Annotated in this window: 10 protein-coding genes and 1 pseudogene; 3 read left to right on the forward strand and 8 right to left on the reverse strand. The window is 63.1% G+C overall.

The features are described 5' to 3' along the window. Positions 1-27 precede the first annotated feature (27 nt). Both DK366_RS03100 and DK366_RS03105 read left to right on the forward strand, forming a co-directional pair. Positions 28-1,788 carry an autotransporter assembly complex family protein gene (locus tag DK366_RS03100; RefSeq protein WP_109124058.1) on the forward strand — a complete coding sequence of 587 codons (1,761 nt, stop codon included), beginning with the start codon at positions 28-30 and terminating at the stop codon, positions 1,786-1,788. Between the two features lie 10 nt (positions 1,789-1,798). After that, positions 1,799-5,590, forward strand: a complete 3,792-nt coding sequence (locus DK366_RS03105) for a translocation/assembly module TamB domain-containing protein (protein ID WP_109124059.1) — start codon at positions 1,799-1,801, stop codon at positions 5,588-5,590. Positions 5,591-5,596: 6 nt separating this feature from the next. On the opposite strand, the gene DK366_RS03110 is transcribed toward DK366_RS03105, so the two are convergent. Then, the gene (locus tag DK366_RS03110; protein WP_109124060.1) at positions 5,597-6,517 is read right to left on the reverse strand and encodes a 2OG-Fe(II) oxygenase; all 921 of its coding nucleotides are present in this window, start codon (positions 6,515-6,517) and stop codon (positions 5,597-5,599) included. Positions 6,518-6,695: 178 nt separating this feature from the next. On the opposite strand from DK366_RS03110, the gene DK366_RS03115 reads away from it, so the two are divergent. Next, positions 6,696-8,774 (forward strand): M13 family metallopeptidase, encoded by a 2,079-nt coding sequence (locus DK366_RS03115; protein WP_109124061.1) that lies wholly within the window; start codon positions 6,696-6,698, stop codon positions 8,772-8,774. A gap of 171 nt (positions 8,775-8,945) precedes the next feature. On the opposite strand, the gene DK366_RS03120 is transcribed toward DK366_RS03115, so the two are convergent. From DK366_RS03120 to DK366_RS03145, 7 genes and pseudogenes are all read right to left on the reverse strand, one after another. Beyond that, on the reverse strand, positions 8,946-9,587 hold the full coding sequence (locus DK366_RS03120; protein ID WP_157956435.1) for a hypothetical protein: 642 nt from the start codon (positions 9,585-9,587) through the stop codon (positions 8,946-8,948). Between the two features lie 162 nt (positions 9,588-9,749). Continuing rightward, the gene (locus tag DK366_RS03125) at positions 9,750-10,127 is read right to left on the reverse strand and encodes a DUF6632 domain-containing protein (RefSeq protein WP_109124265.1); all 378 of its coding nucleotides are present in this window, start codon (positions 10,125-10,127) and stop codon (positions 9,750-9,752) included. A gap of 75 nt (positions 10,128-10,202) precedes the next feature. After that, the gene (locus DK366_RS03130; protein WP_109124063.1) at positions 10,203-10,664 is read right to left on the reverse strand and encodes a GNAT family N-acetyltransferase; all 462 of its coding nucleotides are present in this window, start codon (positions 10,662-10,664) and stop codon (positions 10,203-10,205) included. A gap of 12 nt (positions 10,665-10,676) precedes the next feature. Continuing rightward, the gene (gene murD, locus DK366_RS03135; RefSeq protein WP_109124266.1) at positions 10,677-12,029 is read right to left on the reverse strand and encodes a UDP-N-acetylmuramoyl-L-alanine--D-glutamate ligase; all 1,353 of its coding nucleotides are present in this window, start codon (positions 12,027-12,029) and stop codon (positions 10,677-10,679) included. 14 nt (positions 12,030-12,043) lie between these two features. Beyond that, complete coding sequence (gene murL, locus DK366_RS03140) at positions 12,044-13,387, reverse strand: UDP-N-acetyl-alpha-D-muramoyl-L-alanyl-L-glutamate epimerase (RefSeq protein ID WP_232820896.1); 1,344 nt, start codon at positions 13,385-13,387, stop codon at positions 12,044-12,046. Between the two features lie 129 nt (positions 13,388-13,516). Beyond that, positions 13,517-13,912, reverse strand: a pseudogene (locus tag DK366_RS21490) (endonuclease domain-containing protein); the annotation flags it as partial. Continuing rightward, positions 13,884-16,502 carry a bifunctional aspartate kinase/diaminopimelate decarboxylase gene (locus DK366_RS03145; RefSeq protein ID WP_255412538.1) on the reverse strand — a complete coding sequence of 873 codons (2,619 nt, stop codon included), beginning with the start codon at positions 16,500-16,502 and terminating at the stop codon, positions 13,884-13,886. The pseudogene DK366_RS21490 and the gene DK366_RS03145, both read right to left, overlap by 29 nt. Positions 16,503-16,523 lie beyond the last annotated feature (21 nt).

Here is a 16,523-nt window from a genome sequence, read left to right on the forward strand (position 1 = left end):
TTTTTCCAGGACGGAAACCAGGAGCGCATGCGCCGAATTCGACGCCTCATGCTGTTGCCGCTGTTGCTGGCCCCCTGGCTGGCGCATGCAGGCGTGCAGGTGGTGGTGGATGGCGTGGACGACCCGCTGAAGCTTGCCGTGAGCTCGGGCGTCGACATTTCGCAGTACGCCAATCGCGACGTCACGGATGCACAAGCGCATCGCCTCTACGAGCAGGCGCTGGATCAAGCCAAAACGGCGCTTGAGCCTTACGGCTATTACGAAGCGAAAGTCACCGGACAGATCGATCCCGTCGGCACCGACTGGCGCGTCACGCTGCATGTCGTGCCGGGGCAGCCCGTCGTGGTCACCGAGGTCGATCTCAAGCTCGATGCCACGGCAGCGAAGATCGGTGCCATCCGGCGCGCGCAGGCGGCAATCCAGAACCTCAAGGGCCAGACGCTCAATCACGGCGTTTACGATGCCGACCGTGATGCGCTGAGCGGCACGCTCACGGCCAACGGCTTTCTCGATGCAAAGCTGGTCACGCATCGTGTGGACGTGAATCGTGGCGAGCGCAGCGCAGTGATCCATCTCGCGTGGGAAGCAGGTCCGCGCTACAAGTTCGGCCAGGTCCACTTCGAAGGCTCGCAATTCAAGGAAGGCTTCCTGCAGCGCTACGTGCCCTTCAAGGCCGGTGACTATTTCGCGCAGGACAAACTGCTGCAGCTCCAGCAGGCCCTGAATGGCGCCGACTATTTTTCCGTGGTGAACGTGCTGCCCGATGTCGACGACAAGAAAGACGGCGTGGTCGATGTGAAGGTGGAACTGTCCCCCGCCAAGCGCACCGTCTACACCGGCGGTCCTTTCATCGGCACCGATACGGGTTTTGGCGTGCGCGCCGGCATGGAGCGCCGCTGGGTAAATGCCAGCGGCCACAAGTGGAAGAACGAGGTCATCGTCGCGCAGAAACTCAAGACGGTGTCGACGCTGTACACGGTACCCATGCCGGGTCCGAATCAGCGCAGCTTCAACTACGGTGCCACGTACCGCGATTCCAATACCGACACGTCCAAATCCAAGACACTGGAACTGGTCGCCAACGAAACGCGCGAATGGCACGGCTGGGTACGCACCATTGGCCTGCATGCCCTGGATGGCACGTTCACCGTCGGCCAGAAGGCGGGCGAGGCGGACAACGTGACGGGCCTGGAGCATGGCCAGAGCAACCTGTTCTATCCCGAAGCCTCGCTGTCGAAGAAATCAGGCGACAACCCCATCTTCGTGCGCAACGGCTGGTCACTGGTGTTCACGGCACGCACCACGGTGGGTTCGCTGCTTTCGGATGCGAGCTTCAGCCAGGTCACGGCTGACGGCAAATGGATCACGTCGTTCTGGGGCAACAACCGCTTCATCGTGCGCGGCTCGGCCGGCGCCACCTGGACGAACAATTTCGATGACCTGCCGCCACAGCTGCGCTTTTTCGCGGGCGGCGATCGATCGGTACGCGGCTACAGCTACCAGAGCATCGGCCCGGAGAACGCCTATGGCCGCGTCATCGGCGGCAAGAATCTCCTCGTGGGCAGTACCGAAGTGGAGCACTACTTCACCCGCCAATGGGGCATGGCGGCCTTCGTGGATGCGGGCAACGCGTTCAACGGCACCGACTACCGCCCCAAGATCGGCGCAGGCCTGGGCGTTCGCTGGCTGTCACCGGTGGGTATGATCCGGGTGGACCTGGGCACACCGGTGGCCAATCCGGATGTGCACGGTGTGGAGCTGCACATCGTGATCGGCCCGGATCTGTGAGTCATCCATCATGACAGAAACGACCACGCCCGCTCCCGCATCCAAGCCCCGCCGCCACTGGCTGCGCTGGGCATTGTTTTCGCTGCTGGCATTGCTGCTGGTGCTCGTGGCCTTCGTTGCCTGGCTGCTGGGCACGGCACCCGGCCTGCGATTTGCGCTGGATCGGGCCGAGGGTTTCCTGCCCGGTCTCTCGGTGCAATCGGCAAGCGGACGACTCGTGGGCCCGCTGGACCTCACCGGGCTGCGCTACGCGGATGGCACGGGTTTGGACGTCCAGATCGCCAAGGCGCATCTCGACCTGAAGGCCGCTTCCTTGCTGCGCAAGCGACTGCATGTACTGGACCTCAATGTCGATGGCGTGGTCGTCGCCCTTGCGCCCAGCCAGCCGGAACAACCGGAAAGCGAAAGCAGTTTTTCGTGGCAGGCACCGCTGGACATGGTGCTTGACCGAGCGCATGTGGGTTCGGTGAAGATCACGCAAGCCGGTGCTCCCATCTTCGCTTCCGATTCGCTCGACCTCGCCGGCAGCTGGACGGGCAATCAGGGCATCGCACTGCGCCAGCTCGCGTTGCGTGCGCCCGAAGGCCATGCCGACCTTACCGGCACTCTCGTCATCGGCAGCAAATACCAGGGCGATGGCAAGACGGATTTTGCGTGGACCATCGATGGCACCCCGTACGCCGGCGAACTTGCCGCGCGCGGCGATGGCAAGCAGGCCCACATCGACTTGCAGCTCACCCAGCCCATGGCGGCGCGCCTGCAACTGGAGATGGCGCAAGGTGATGACTACGCATGGACGGGCACGCTCGACGCACCGCGCTTTGATCCCAAGCCGTTCATCGGCGAAAGCTCGATCAGCGGGCTCGCGGTCAAGCTCACCGGCAACGGCAATCGCCGCAGCGGTAACGTGACGGGCCAGCTGGGCATCAACGACTACCAGATGATGTTGCAGCCGTTGCGCGCGAGCTTCAGCGAAAACCTGGACACACTCACGCTGGAACAACTCGGCGTTACATCACCGCAATACAAGGGCGCGGTGAACGCGCACGGTGTGGTGAAGCTCGCGGCAAAACCGTTGTCAGCCGACCTTGCCGTCGAATGGAAAGACGTGGTGTTCCCCGAGGAAGTGGCGGGGCAAACACTGCTGAGTCATGGCAGTCTCAGCGCCAAGGGCAGCATCGATCAGTTCCACGCTGAAGGCGCGCTCGCCATCGGCCCTCAGGACCAGCTTGCAGATGTGGCGCTCAATCTGGACGGCACGCAGAAACTCATCGAGCTGCATGCGCTGACCGTGAAGCAGGCGCAGGGCGACCTGCAGGCCAAGGGCACACTCACCTTGCAGCCGGCGCTGGGATGGCAGATCGAGGCCATCGCCAACAAGTTCGATCCGGGCCACCTGCTGGCGAAATGGAATGGTTCGCTGGATTTCGACATCGCTTCGCAAGGGTCGCTGCCGCAGGATCACCCCGATGTCACGCTGGACATCAGGAAATTCGACGGTCGCCTGCGCGACCGCACCGTGCATGGCGATGGCAAATTGCATCTGCCACCCGAAGGCGTGGTGGACGGCAAACTGCATCTCATCTCCGGTGGCAGCGACGCGCTGATCGACGCGAAACCCAGCAACACGAACAACATCACCGTGACACTTGCCGTGGCGTCGCTGGGCGACTGGTTGCCCGAAGCGGCGGGCCGCTTGCAGGGTACGATCCAGGTGCGTGGCAAGCATCCCGCGCTGGCGGTGGATGCGAACCTGCAAGGCAGCGCGTTGAGCTATGCGGGACAGCGCGTAGATAGTCTGCGGCTGGTCGCCAACGTGCCGGACATCAGCCATCCCGGCGGCAAGCTCGATTTGCAGACCAGCGGCGTCACTGCAGGCGGCCTCGCTTTCACGCAGGTGAATGTGCAGGGCAACGGCACGGCGGAGCGACACAGTCTTACGCTCAGCGCGCACGGCTCGCCGCTGTCCACTGACCTGGCGCTCAGTGGTGGCCTCAAGGGTTCGGCGTGGAACGGCACGCTGTCCACGTTCAACATCGACTTCGCCGGCCTGCCCCGCTGGCGCTTGCAGCAATCGACGCAGCTTTCGTACAACGACGGCGCACTCAACCTCTCCGAACTGTGTCTTACGGCTGGCGAACCGCTGCTGTGTGCGGCAGCCAAGCAGGACAAGGCGGGCAATCTGGATGCGAACTATCGCCTGCATGGCTTGCCCATCGCGCTGATCATGAGCGCAGTGAGCACCAGCAAGGTGCCGATGCGCGTGGAAGGTTCACTCGACGGCAATGGCAGTATTCGTCGCAACACGGCAGGTGCGCTGACGGGTCAGGCATCGATCACGTCGCCGCGTGGCTCCGTCGCTTATGCCGATCGCGCGGATCAACCGCTGGTGACCTATGACAACCTCGCCCTCACCGCGCAGCTCAGTCCTTCCAGCCAGCAGTTGCAACTGCACGCGGGGTTGACCAACAGCGGACGCATCGATGGCAACGTCACGCTCACCGGCGCGCAGCAAGCGCTCGGCGGCCACGTCGGCATCCATGTCAGCAACCTCAAGCTGCTGGAAATATTCACTACTGAAGTGGTGAACCCCAAGGGCGCGATGAATGGCGACTTCAACCTCGCCGGCACGCTCTCGCAACCGGCCATCAGCGGCCAGGCCAATCTCACCGATTTCTCGGCGGAAATTCCCGGCATGGGCCTCAAGCTCACGCAGGGGCGCGTGACCATCGGCACCACCGATGCACAGCATTACCGCATCGACGGCACGCTGCATTCGGGTGACGGCAACGTGGTTCTCGCGGGCACGGCTGCACTCGGCGCCGATGCGCAGAGCGTGCTCTCGGTGAAAGGCAGCAACTTCAAGGCGATCGACATTCCCGCCGCCAAGGTGGCCATTTCGCCGGACCTTGCGGTGAAGCACGACAACAACGGATTGAACATCACAGGCAACGTCACGCTCGACAGCGCCGACGTGAACCTCGACAAGCTGCCCGGCGCCGGTGCTACCAAGGCCTCGTCCGATGTCGTGATCGTCGACGAAAAGCAGCAGGAGGAAGCCGCCAGCCAGAAGCCGCATTCCGCCACCGTCCCGGTGAATCTTGGCAAGAAGGCGCATCTCGTCGGCATGGGCCTGGATGGCACGTTGAGCGGTCAGCTGGTGGTCGCCGACCGACCGGGCCGCGCGACCACCGGCCAGGGACAGGTCGAAGTCAGCGGCACCTACAAGGCGTACGGCCAGAATCTGCAGATCGACCGCGGCCAGCTGCTGTTCGCCAGCACGCCCATCGACAATCCGGGCCTGAACATTCGCGCCATCCGCAAACTCAATCCCAACGCCACCATCGACGATGGCCAGCAGGTGGGCTTGAACATCGCCGGCACGGCGCAGCGCCCCGTGCTCACCGTGTTCTCGCAACCCACCATGGAACAGTCAGATGCCCTCTCCTACCTCATTACCGGCAAACCGCTGTCGCAGGTAAAGGGGGGTGAAGGCAACATGGTGGGCGCTGCGGCGCAGGCGCTGGGATCGGCCACGGGCAACCTGCTGGCCAAGAGCATCGGTTCACGCCTGGGCGTGGACGACATCGGCGTGAGCAGCAGCGACGCCTTGAACGGCAGCTCCGCGTTTACGGTGGGCAAATACCTTTCGCCGCGTCTCTACATCAGCTACGGCGTAGGCCTTTTCGATCCGGGTCAGGTGATCGTGCTGCGCTACCACTTCAACGCCCGCTGGAACTTCGAAGCGCAAAGCGCCACCGACTTCAACCGCGCCTCGCTCAATTACCGGATCGAGCGCTGAACCGGCTCAACGGCGATATCGCACATAGAGTCGCTTGAACAGATAGAGAAGGTGTCCGCCAAAGCCCTTGTCCTGTGCTTGAAGCAGGCGGCTGTTTTCATCGTAAAGGTTCCGCAGCTGCTCGTCGCGCTGTGCGATCAGCTGCCGGATATGTGCCACATCCGCATCGGTCAGCATTCGCCCAGGCGCCATGTGTTCCGGAAGCTGTGCATTGACGTAGTGAGTCGTATGGCGGCCAGCCGTTTCTTCACTGGGGCGAGCGGCGCTGTAGAAGTACAACGCAACAGACCTGCGGCTCAGGTGCCGCTGTTCCTCCGGCATGTTGATCATGTCGAAGCCATGCCAGCTCTTCTCGTTCGTCTCGAAGATCACACAGCGATTGAACAGCGGCGCAACCCGTACCTGAGGCTTTGTGGCGGCATAGGGATCACGATACAGATCAAACATGCCGCCCCATGACTCGTCCCATTCATGGTTGAGGTACACGATGAGATTGAGTCGGCGATGCCAACGTTCGCTCGGGTGATAGTTGAAGTCGATATGTGCCCGCAGCGCCTGGCCGTGGCGGTTCTCGTGGGTACCGCCGCCGAGGTAGAAGGGATCGTAGATAAGGTCGTCGATGCCCGTAATACGCCCCACGAAATCCAGAAACTCACGTGTCTGGATGACGTCGTCCAGCTTCTGGTAGGCCTCACCCAGGCCGCGCACGCGATCAACTGTCGACTTGCCACCGGGGCGGCCGTCATCGCCAATGTAGTTTCCCTTTTCGAACGTCGGGAACGAGGCCAGCAACGCGTCCGCAAAACGGGGGGCAAGAAAATCATCGATGATCACGTGCCGAAACGGTTCGGCCGACGCGAACTGCACCTTCAAGGCGTTTTCCCGTTCGAGGACTTTGGTGTCAACGACGGAGCGAAGACTTTCCACGCAAACCTTCCTTGGCGGTTGACCGCAATCTTCTTAAACAGGCGCTAAAGCCTACCGCATCCATCGCAAGTTTCAGCGGCCGTCTTGTCCTTGGCGGTGCACTTATAGGCCATAAGTCACGCTCGCGACAGCGAATTGAGCGACTATCGTTACCCTTTCCCGTTTCAGGAGACCGCCCATGCGGCAACTTCGTTGGATTCTCACGGCCGCGGCAATGACCACCACGTGCACCATGGCGGCCACGGCAACCCAGCCGGCTCCCACCCATACTGCAGCGCGTGGCCCCAGCGGCATCGATCTGGCGGGCATCGACCACAGCGTGTTGCCGGGGAATGACTTCGACAACTACGCCAACGGCAACTGGAAGAAGACGGCGGAGATTCCGGCGGACCGTTCCAGCACCGGCATCTTCCTGCAGGTGTTCCAGAAGGCCGAGAAGCGCAATGCGGACCTGATCCAGGCCGCGGGCAACAGCAAGCCGGCGCCGGGCAGCAACGAGCGCAAGATCGCCGATTACTACGCGGCCTTCATGGACGAGGCCACCATCGAGAAGCGCGGCCTGGAACCGCTGCAGCCCGAGCTGAAGCAGATTGACGCCATCAGCACCAAGGCCGATCTCGCCCGCGTGCTGGGCGATGGCCTGCGCGCTGACGTGGACCCGGTGAATGCCACCAACTTCCACACGGAACACCTGTTCGGCCTGTTCGTGTCGCACGGCCTGCAGGATGCATCGCAGAATATTCCGTACCTGCTGCAGGGAGGCCTGGGCATGCCCACGCGCGACTACTACCTGTCCGACGACAAGGCGATGGTGGATACGCGCGGCAAGTACCAGGCGTACATCGTCGCGTTGCTGAAGCAGGCGAACATCGCCGACGCGGATGCGAAGGCCAAATCCATCCTCGATCTTGAAACGAAGATCGCCAAGGCACAGGTCGACATCGTCGACAGCCAGGACATCCACAAGGCCAACAATCCGTGGGCGATCGATGCCTTCGTCAAGAATGCGCCGGGCCTGGACTGGAACGCGTACTTCAAGGCTGCCGGCTTGGATCAGCAAAAGACCGTGGACGTATGGCAGGTGCCCGCCATCAAGTCGCTCTCTGCCCTTACCGCCAGCGAGCCGCTGCAGGCATGGAAGGACTACCTCACCTTCCACGCGCTGAATGAAAGCGCTCCGCTGCTGCCCAAGGCGTTTGCCGATCTCAACTTCGGCTTCTACGGCCAGGCGCTGTCGGGCACACCCAAGCAGCGCGATCGCTGGAAGCGCGCGGTGGGCAGCACCAACAACGCACTGGGCGATGCCGTGGGCAAGCTCTATGTGGACAAGTACTTCCCTGCCTCGTCCAAGCAGCAGGTCGAGCAGATGGTGACGAACATCCTCGCCGCCTTCGACGAACGCGTGGATCACCTTGACTGGATGGCGCCGGAAACGCGCCAGAAGGCCAAGGCCAAGATCGCCAGCATTCGCGTGAGCGTGGGTTACCCGGAAACGTGGCGTGACTACAGCACGCTGGAAGTGCGCGCCAACGATGCACTGGGCAACCAGCAGCGCGCGGACAAGTACGAGTACGAACATCAGCTGGCCAAGCTCGGCAAGCCGGTGGATCGCAACGAGTGGTGGATGACGCCGCAGACGGTGAATGCGGTGAATCTGCCGCTGCAGAACGCGCTGAATTTCCCTGCGGCCATTCTCGAAGCGCCGTTCTTCGATCCGAAGGCCGATGCCGCCGCCAACTACGGTTCCATCGGTGCGGTGATCGGCCACGAGATCAGCCACAGCTTCGACAACCTTGGTGCGGAGTTCGATGCGCAAGGCAACCTCGCCAACTGGTGGACGCCGGAAGATCAGGCGCACTTCAAGGCCGCGGGCCAGAAGCTGGTCGAGCAGTACAACGCTTATGAAGCACTGCCGGGCCTGCACATCAACGGTCAGCAGACGCTGGGAGAGAACATCGCCGACGTGTCGGGCCTCACCGTGGCTTACGTGGCGTACCACAAGTCACTCGGCGGCAAGCCTGCTCCGGTGATCGACGGCCTTACCGGCGACCAGCGCTTCTTCCTCGCCTTCGGCCAGAGCTGGCGCGAGAAGATCCGCGATGCCGCCATGCGTCGCCAGGTGATCGGCAACGAGCACTCGCCGGGCCGTTTCCGCGCGCAGACCGTGCGCAATCTCGACGGCTGGTACGATGCGTTCCAGCCGAAGCCGGGCGAAACCCTGTACCTCGCCCCGGCGGATCGCGTGAAGATCTGGTAATTCCGCGAATGCCTTGAAACAGGAAAAGCCGTGCCTCATCGAGGCGCGGCTTTTTTCTTGGCTGACGATCAAGCGTTGTTTCAGATCGCCATGCTGATGCGTGACCCAGCGCGCCACCGTACTGATTCACTACGATCAAGAGACCGCCCCGCCACGTCGATCACGGGTGCATCAACCTTTGCGCAGTGATTGTCGATGCGGCCAGATGGCGCGGAATACATTGACGAGCATGACCACGAAAATCACCCGCACAAATAAACCACCTGTGTTGGGGCGTTCACCCGCTGCGGCCTGCATGCCGAGTGTGGCAATACCGTCGACGGCCAGCAGCGCCATCGCCAGACCCAGAGCGATCAGAGAGTACCGGCGGTGAACGAAACAGCCCAGGACGGCCATAACCACTGCGATAAGGCACCCGGCGAGAAACCCGTCCGGATTGTTGGCAACGAACTGCATGACGATGCCACCGACAACATTGAAGCCGGCAATCCAGTAGAGCAGCACGGCAGCCGACTTCGCGGCCTGTTTGGCATGCAAGGCAGTCCCGATGGATCCAGGCAGGACAACGCCATCGAGTTTCGCCACCATGCCGACGAGCTTGAAGATGTTCCCGGCCATCAACTGGATCGTGATGACCGACCCATTGCCATAGGGAAAGCTCATGCCCTCTTTCAGTTGCTTGGTTAACTGCCTGGTCGGGACGTCCGCGACCAACGGCTGCCCATCAAGCGTGATGCTTCCCTTTCTGAAGGGTTTCAATTTGACAACCAGGCGTTCCGGGCCACCCGGTTCCAAGGCAAAGACGGCGTTCACGGCAGACAGCATCCAGCTCACTAAGAAGATGCATATTTTGTGCGCCTCTCGCACGCAGGCACATGAGAGTCCTCTGAAACCGCGTCGCGATTCGACGCTTGCCGTTACCGAACGCACCGTCACGCGCGACAGTGCCGCACTGGTGTTCGTCAGGTCGGTGACTCAATAGGCCGCGGGCCGGGGTGTAAGCAGCGCAAGCACCAGGGCGGCAATAAACAAGGCGGGCACATCGCCAGCCAAGTGCCCCATATGCCCCGGATGCATGAACGACTGCACTGCCATGATGGCGCCGTGCACCGCGCTCGACCACACGGTGAACCAGATCAGGCTGAGATTGGCCAGCGGATCGCGCGCGGCACGGATCAGGAACACGCCGAGTGTCGCGTACACGCCTACGATCATCAGCGGGTAATCCGAATAGCCTTCATGCCAAGACCAGCCGGATGGCCACAGCTGCATCAAGGGATAGATCAGCAGACAGATCACGCCCAGGGCCACCAGGGCGATGCGAAGAAGCTGCAGGCGCTGCGTGTCGTTCATGATCGCCACCTCCGCCATGTCGACGAGAGCGGCAGTCTATGCCCCACGATCGCGGGTTGATGCTGGACGAACGGCCTAGAGCGTTCGCGTCATGAACACACTGAAGGCGTCATCCAGGTAATCCCCGAACGGCCCGCAAAACACGAATCCAAAGCGCGCATACAACTGTCGCGCCGGTTCGAAGGCGGCCGGAGAGCCGGTTTCCAGGCTCACGCGACGATAACCCCGACGTGTCGCTTCATCCAGCATGTGCTGCAGCACGAATGCCGCCACGCCCTTGCGGCGATGGTGATTGGACGTCCGCATGGACTTGATCTCGGCATGCGTCGCGTCGAGCTGGCGCAGCGCGCCGCAACCGACCAGTTCGCCCTGCTCCCACACGGTCCAGAAGGTGATTTCCGGCTTTCGCAGGCGCTCCAGGTCGAGCGCGTGGATGCTTTCAGGCGGCGACCATTTCGCCATGTCGTCGAGGTGCTCTTGCAGCAACGCGGCGATCTCCGGGCCGCGCAAATCATCGACACGGATCTCGAAGCGCATCACAGGCTTCCTTCAGTGAATGCCCAGGCCGTCGATGCCAGCGATGTCGCGGCCGTCGAAGCCGGCCATATCGGCGAAATGACGACCGCGGTCGGCGTAGTCGTGGAATTGGTCGAAGCTGGGCGCACCAGGCGATAGCAGGATGCTGCCACCTGCAGGCGTCAGCTCGCGTGCGCGCTTCACCGCGGCATCGAGCTTATCCGCTTCTTCAACCGCGACGCCGGCCTCGCGCAATGCCTGCGCGATGCGGGGACCGTTGGCACCCTGCGCCACGATGGCGTGGGGCCGGTGCGCCTTCATCTCGTCGACAAAGTCCTTCCAGTCCAGGCCGCGATCGTGGCCGCCGACAATCACCGTCACCGCGCGACCCGACAGGCTGGCCAGGGCCGCCAGCGTGGCTTGCGGTGTGGTGCTGATGGAATCGTTGATCCAGTGAAAACCGCCATGCTCGCCCAGCGGCTGCAGACGATGCGGCAAGGGGCGGAAGGTGGCCAACGATGGCGCAGCCTCCAGCGTATCAAAACCCATGGTTTCCAGCGCCATCAAGGCCGCGCAGGCATTGAGCGCATTATGTTCGCCCGGCGCACGCAACTGCGCGATGTCGAACACCGCCTGTGCGCCGCGACGAATATGGCCGCCCGCCACATGCCAGCCGCCCGCCGTACCGAACGTGAAGCGATCCGGATGGCGCGCGGTCCGCTGCAGCAGCGATGGCTGCGCGGCGCTGACCAGCAGCTTGGCGGATACATCGGCCAGCTTGAGCTTGTCTTCGATATAGCGCTCGCGCGAGCCGTGCCAATCGAGGTGTTCTTCGTAAAGGCTGGTGATCACGCCGAGTTCGAGCGGGCCCGCCTCACCGGTCTGGAAACTCGACAGTTCGATGGCCCACAGATCAGCGTGTTGATCGAGCAATTCCAGCAGCGGCATGCCGATATTGCCGGCCAGCGCCGTGCGCACACCAAGACTGCGCGCGAGATGCGCGAGCATCGCCGTGGTGGTGCTCTTGCCCTTGGTGCCGGTGATGGCGACCACGCGCGCCGCTGGGTTTTCTGCAAACCATAGCGCGGTGCCCGAGGTCACCCGAACACCGGCGTCGCGGGCAGCCAGCAGCGCTGGCTTGTATGCCGAAATGCCGGGCGATTTCACCACTACATCGAATGCGGACAGCGCTGTCGCATCCGGCTCGCAGCCCTGCACCACCAGGCTTGCATCGAAGGCCTGGGCGGCAGCGACTTCTGCCTCGCTGCAGAACAAGCTCAGCGGCAAGCCGGGCAAGCGCGAGCGGACCGCCGTGATCGCTGCCTTGCCTTCGCGACCAAAACCCCAGATCGCCACGCGCTGTGCAGCGAGATCAGCGATGCGCAGCGGCGTCGCCTGCGTCACGCGAAGAAGGCCAGCGCCGGTTTCAGGCGCGCGGGAAGGCGCTGCTCATCCGAGCCTTGCAGCCAGGGTTCGAGCGCCAGTTCGCTGGTGTCGAGTTGCGGCAGGATCTCGTGGATGAAGCGTGCGACCAGCGCATCTTCCTGCCACTCCGATCGCTGGCTCAGCGCATACATGGCCGCGCGCGCCTCGGCGCCCTCGCCCACGCATTCGAACGGCTTGTGATCCTGGTATTCCAGCAACGCATCGAACCCCGGCGCGAGGTTTTCATCGTCCAGCAGTTTGCGCCCGAAGATGGACAGCAGGCGCGGCTTGGCCAGGAACGGCGCCAGCGCGAGAAACACGAAGTGACACTTCGGACACTGCCCGCACCAGCGATCCGCCGGCTTGGGGCCGAGGATCTTGAAATTGCGGTTGCAGCTGGAGAATACGTCGAAATACGGCGTGAGCTTGGCGAAGGCACGCGTGACGGCCAGCTCGGAGAACGGACGCAACAGCGAGCAGTAATCCAGGTCGGCAGCGACATGCGAGTGCAGCCAGTCGCCGAGCAGTTGCTCGAACGCGTAGCCCTTGCTCCACTGGTGGTTCACTTGCTGGCCGTCGTATTCCAGCGTTGCAGCGGACGCAGAGCGCTCGTTGGCGAAGGCGATGCTGTCGAAGCCGTAGAGAATGGCGGCCACGGCGAGGATGGCGGAGTTCACCGCCGTCACCGGGATATGGCCGTTCCATGCACCCAGGCGGTTGAGTTCGAACAGACCCGGGGCGAGCTCGCGCTGGATGTTGAGCATGGGCAAGCCGGTGCGCTCGGCGCAGGCGGCGATCAGCGGCGAGTTGCCGACCCAGACGGCGGTGGCGTCGCCATCGATGGATTTGATGGCTTCCACTGCAACCAGCGAATCCTTGCCGCCGCCGATGGGAACCAGGGTGCGATGCGGGAGGCCGAGCGCCTTCGCCTCAGGCTGCTTCACACCACCACGCGGGAAGTTGATGCGACCGCGCAGATCCAGGCCATTGCGATAAGCGAACTCGGCCAGGCCGTGCAGATACAGCGCATCGAGCAGGTCCGCCGTGTTGTCATCGAGCGGACCACTGGCCACCTCGATGCGCGGCGGCACGCCGGCCTTGTAGTAGCTCACGCCCGCGACCAGGTGCAGGATCTTCAACGCCTGCTCGAACGCCGCCTGATGACTGGCCGGCAGCGTCGGCGCGTTCGGGAAACGCACGCGCTCGATCAGCTCATCGCCGTGATCGAAGGCGTAGACCAGCTCGGCCACGCCATCGGCGTAGCTGCACCGCACGAAGCGGAATACCTGGGTCAGGCGGGGGTTGATGTTGGTGGTCACGCCTCGGTCTCCATCGCATGCTCCCTCTCCCCTCCGGGGAGAGGGTTGGGGTGAGGGGTTGGGGCTGGCTAGAGCCTCCAGAATTGCCTCGAGCACGCCTTCAATGTTCGTCAGGACATCATTGTTCCAGAAACGCAGCACGCGGTAGCCCTCTTCTCTGAGCTTTCGCGTGCGCGCCTCGTCGTAAGCCATCTGTTCGCCATGTTGACCGCCGTCCAGCTCCACGATCAAGCCAGCATCCGGGCAGACGAAGTCGGCGATGTACAGGCCGATTTCATTTTGGCGCCGGAATTTCCAGCCTTGCAGGCGGCGATTGCGTAGCTGATGCCAAAGCAGCTGCTCGGCATCCGTTTGGCCGGCGCGCAGCGTTCTTGCGCGGTCTACGTGCAAACGCTTCATCCTTGAGCGTCCTTGATTGAAACCTTGTCGCGAGCACCCGCCCCTCACCCCAGCCCTCTCCCCGGAGGGGAGAGGGAGTGAATGGCGGGACCGAGGCTTATTCGAGGATGATCTCTTCCGCCTCATCCCGCAGGTTGTAAGGCGAGGACATCACCTTGCCGTACGCACCGGCCTGCGCCACCAGCACCACGTCGCCTTCCTGCGGTTCCGGCAGGCGGCGGTCGGTGCCCAGCACGTCGCCGCTTTCGCAGATCGGGCCGACCACCTGGAACAGCGACGTGGCCGGCTCATCCAGCCGCGTGAGATTCACGATCTCGTGCCAGGCCTCGTACAGCGCCGGACGAATCAGGCTGTTCATGCCCGTGTCCACGCCCAGATAACGGATCTGGCCGTTGCCCTTGCCCTTGGTCTGCGTGACCTTGGTGATCAGCACGCCCGCGTCGGCGACGAGGTAACGGCCCGGCTCCATCCACAGCTTGTAGTGCGGATAGGCGGCCTTGACTTCGCGCAGCACCTTGTCGAGTGCGGCGATATCCAGCCGCGCTTCGCCCGGATGCGACGGCACGCCAAGGCCACCGCCGATATCCAGGAAGGTGACGCTGCCGATGCGCTCGGCAAGGCTGGCCAGCTGACCGTAGACCTCACCCCAGTGACCGTCATCGAGGATGCCCGACCCAAGGTGCGCGTGCAGGCCGCGCACGGTGACGCCATGTGTGTCGGCGAGACGAAGGAACGCATCCAGCTGTTCCACCGGCAGACCGAACTTGCTGCCGCTGCCGCCCGTGCGCACTTTCTCGTGATGACCCAGGCCGCGACCGAGATCGAGGCGAAGCACCACTTCCTTGCCACGGAACAATTCGCCCCAGCTCTCCAGCTGGTACAACGAATCCAGCGACAACGTGGCGCGCGTGGTGAGCGCCCAGGCGTAGTCCTCGCGGGGAGCGAAGTTGGGAGTGAACAGCAGCGGCGCCGATTCCGGCACCACCGCCATCACGGCCTTCAACTCGCCCGGCGACACGCATTCAAAACCGAAACCTTCCTCGGCGAGGGCCTTGAGGATGGCCGGATGCGTATTGGCCTTCACCGCGTAATGCAGGCGATCCACCGCGCCCAGCGTCTTCAGCTCGCGTGCCTGCTGACGCACGGTAGGAAGGTGATACACGTAGCGCGGCGTGGCACCGGCGCCGATCTTCAGCAGATCGTCACGACGCTCCTGTCGCCACCACGACGCTGCCGGCGGCAACACGTCGCCCGTGCCGTACAACGCCTGCCAGCTGGGACCGAACAGCGCGCTATCGTCGGTGCGCAGAGCACCGGCCGTGATCAGCAATTCATGCAGGTGCGGCAGCAGATCGTCGACCACGTTCTCGTCAACCACGAACGTGAGATTCAGATTGTTGGACGACTGCGAAATCATGTGCACGCGCAGCTGGCCGAACTCGGCGAGCACGGCTGACAGCGTGTGCAGCATGGAACGCATGCCACGACCGACCAGCGTGATCGCCGCGCACGGTGCAATCACCTTTACGCGACACACTTTCGCCAGATCACTCGCGAGTGCGGCAAGCGCGTCGGAATCGAGCAGGTTCTCCGTGGGGTCCAGCGACACGGTGACGTTGGTTTCGGCCGAGCCGATCATGTCCACCGACAAACCGTGCTGCTTGAACTGGGCGAACACGTCGGCAAGAAAGCCGACCTGCTGCCACATGCCGACCGACTCCATCGACACCAGCGTGATGCCCTTGCGCGCGCTGATGGCTTTCACACTGGGCGCGTGTTCACGCACTTCCGGACCAATCAGCGTGCCTTCCAGTTCCGGACGGTTGGTGTCCTTGATCAGCAGTGGCACGCGCGGTTCGCGCAGCGGGGACAGGCAGCGCGGATGCAACACCTTGGCACCGGTGGAGGCGATTTCCTGGGCTTCTTCGTAATCCAGGCGCTGCAGCAGGCGTGCGCTCGGCACCTGGCGTGGATTGGCGGTGAACATGCCCGCCACGTCCGTCCAGATTTCCACGCGCTGTGCCTTCAACAACGCACCGAAATACGACGCCGACGTATCCGAGCCGCCACGTCCCAGCAGCACCGTGCGGCCCTGCGATTCACGCGCAATGAAGCCCTGCGTGATGAACACCTCGCCCAGACCCGCCAGACGTGCGTTGAGCGCGGGATCAGGCTTGCACTCGACCATGGCCGAGAGCAGCTTGGTGCGCTCGTTCTGGTTGGGCAGCGCGATGGCCGCGAGGCAATCGCGTGCATCCAGCCACTGCGTGTTCAAGCCGCTGTGGGTAAGGAAGGCCGAACCCAGCGCGCTGGACATCAGCTCGCCGTGCGCCTGGATCAGCGCCGACCACGCAAGCTCGCCCAGCAGCGTGGGGCCGTCCTCAGCCAGCTGTGCAAGTTCGGCGAGTCGTGCACCGAGTGTTTCCGGAACCGCCAGCTGCATGTGATCGAGCAGGTCGTAATGACGCTGTGCGATCGCTTTGGCAGCCTCGATACGTTTGCCCTTGTCTTCCTGTGCGCACATTTGTTTGAGTGCGTCGGTGATGCCTGACAGTGCCGAAACGACGACGAGCACGCGGGCGCCTTCGGCGCGGCGGCTGGCCACCAGTTCCAGAATGTTCTGCCAGCGCGGCAGGGTGGCGACACTGGTGCCGCCAAACTTCATCACGATCCAGGGAGCGTCGTTAGACAGCGACGCGGGGCTTTGCGGGTTCACGAGTACCTTCGGTAGTGGTTG

The organism is Dyella sp. C11, from assembly GCF_003121485.1.
GTDB lineage: Bacteria > Pseudomonadota > Gammaproteobacteria > Xanthomonadales > Rhodanobacteraceae > Dyella.

Excerpts from the sequence above, each read along its gene's own strand:
- DK366_RS03100 (WP_109124058.1), top strand. The coding sequence starts at position 28 with ATGCGCCGAATTCGACGCCTCATGCTGTTGCCGCTGTTGCTGGCCCCC.
- DK366_RS03125 (WP_109124265.1), bottom strand. The coding sequence starts at position 10,127 with ATGAACGACACGCAGCGCCTGCAGCTTCTTCGCATCGCCCTGGTGGCC.
- DK366_RS03105 (WP_109124059.1), top strand. The coding sequence starts at position 1,799 with ATGACAGAAACGACCACGCCCGCTCCCGCATCCAAGCCCCGCCGCCAC.
- DK366_RS03130 (WP_109124063.1), bottom strand. The coding sequence starts at position 10,664 with ATGCGCTTCGAGATCCGTGTCGATGATTTGCGCGGCCCGGAGATCGCC.
- DK366_RS03115 (WP_109124061.1), top strand. The coding sequence starts at position 6,696 with ATGCGGCAACTTCGTTGGATTCTCACGGCCGCGGCAATGACCACCACG.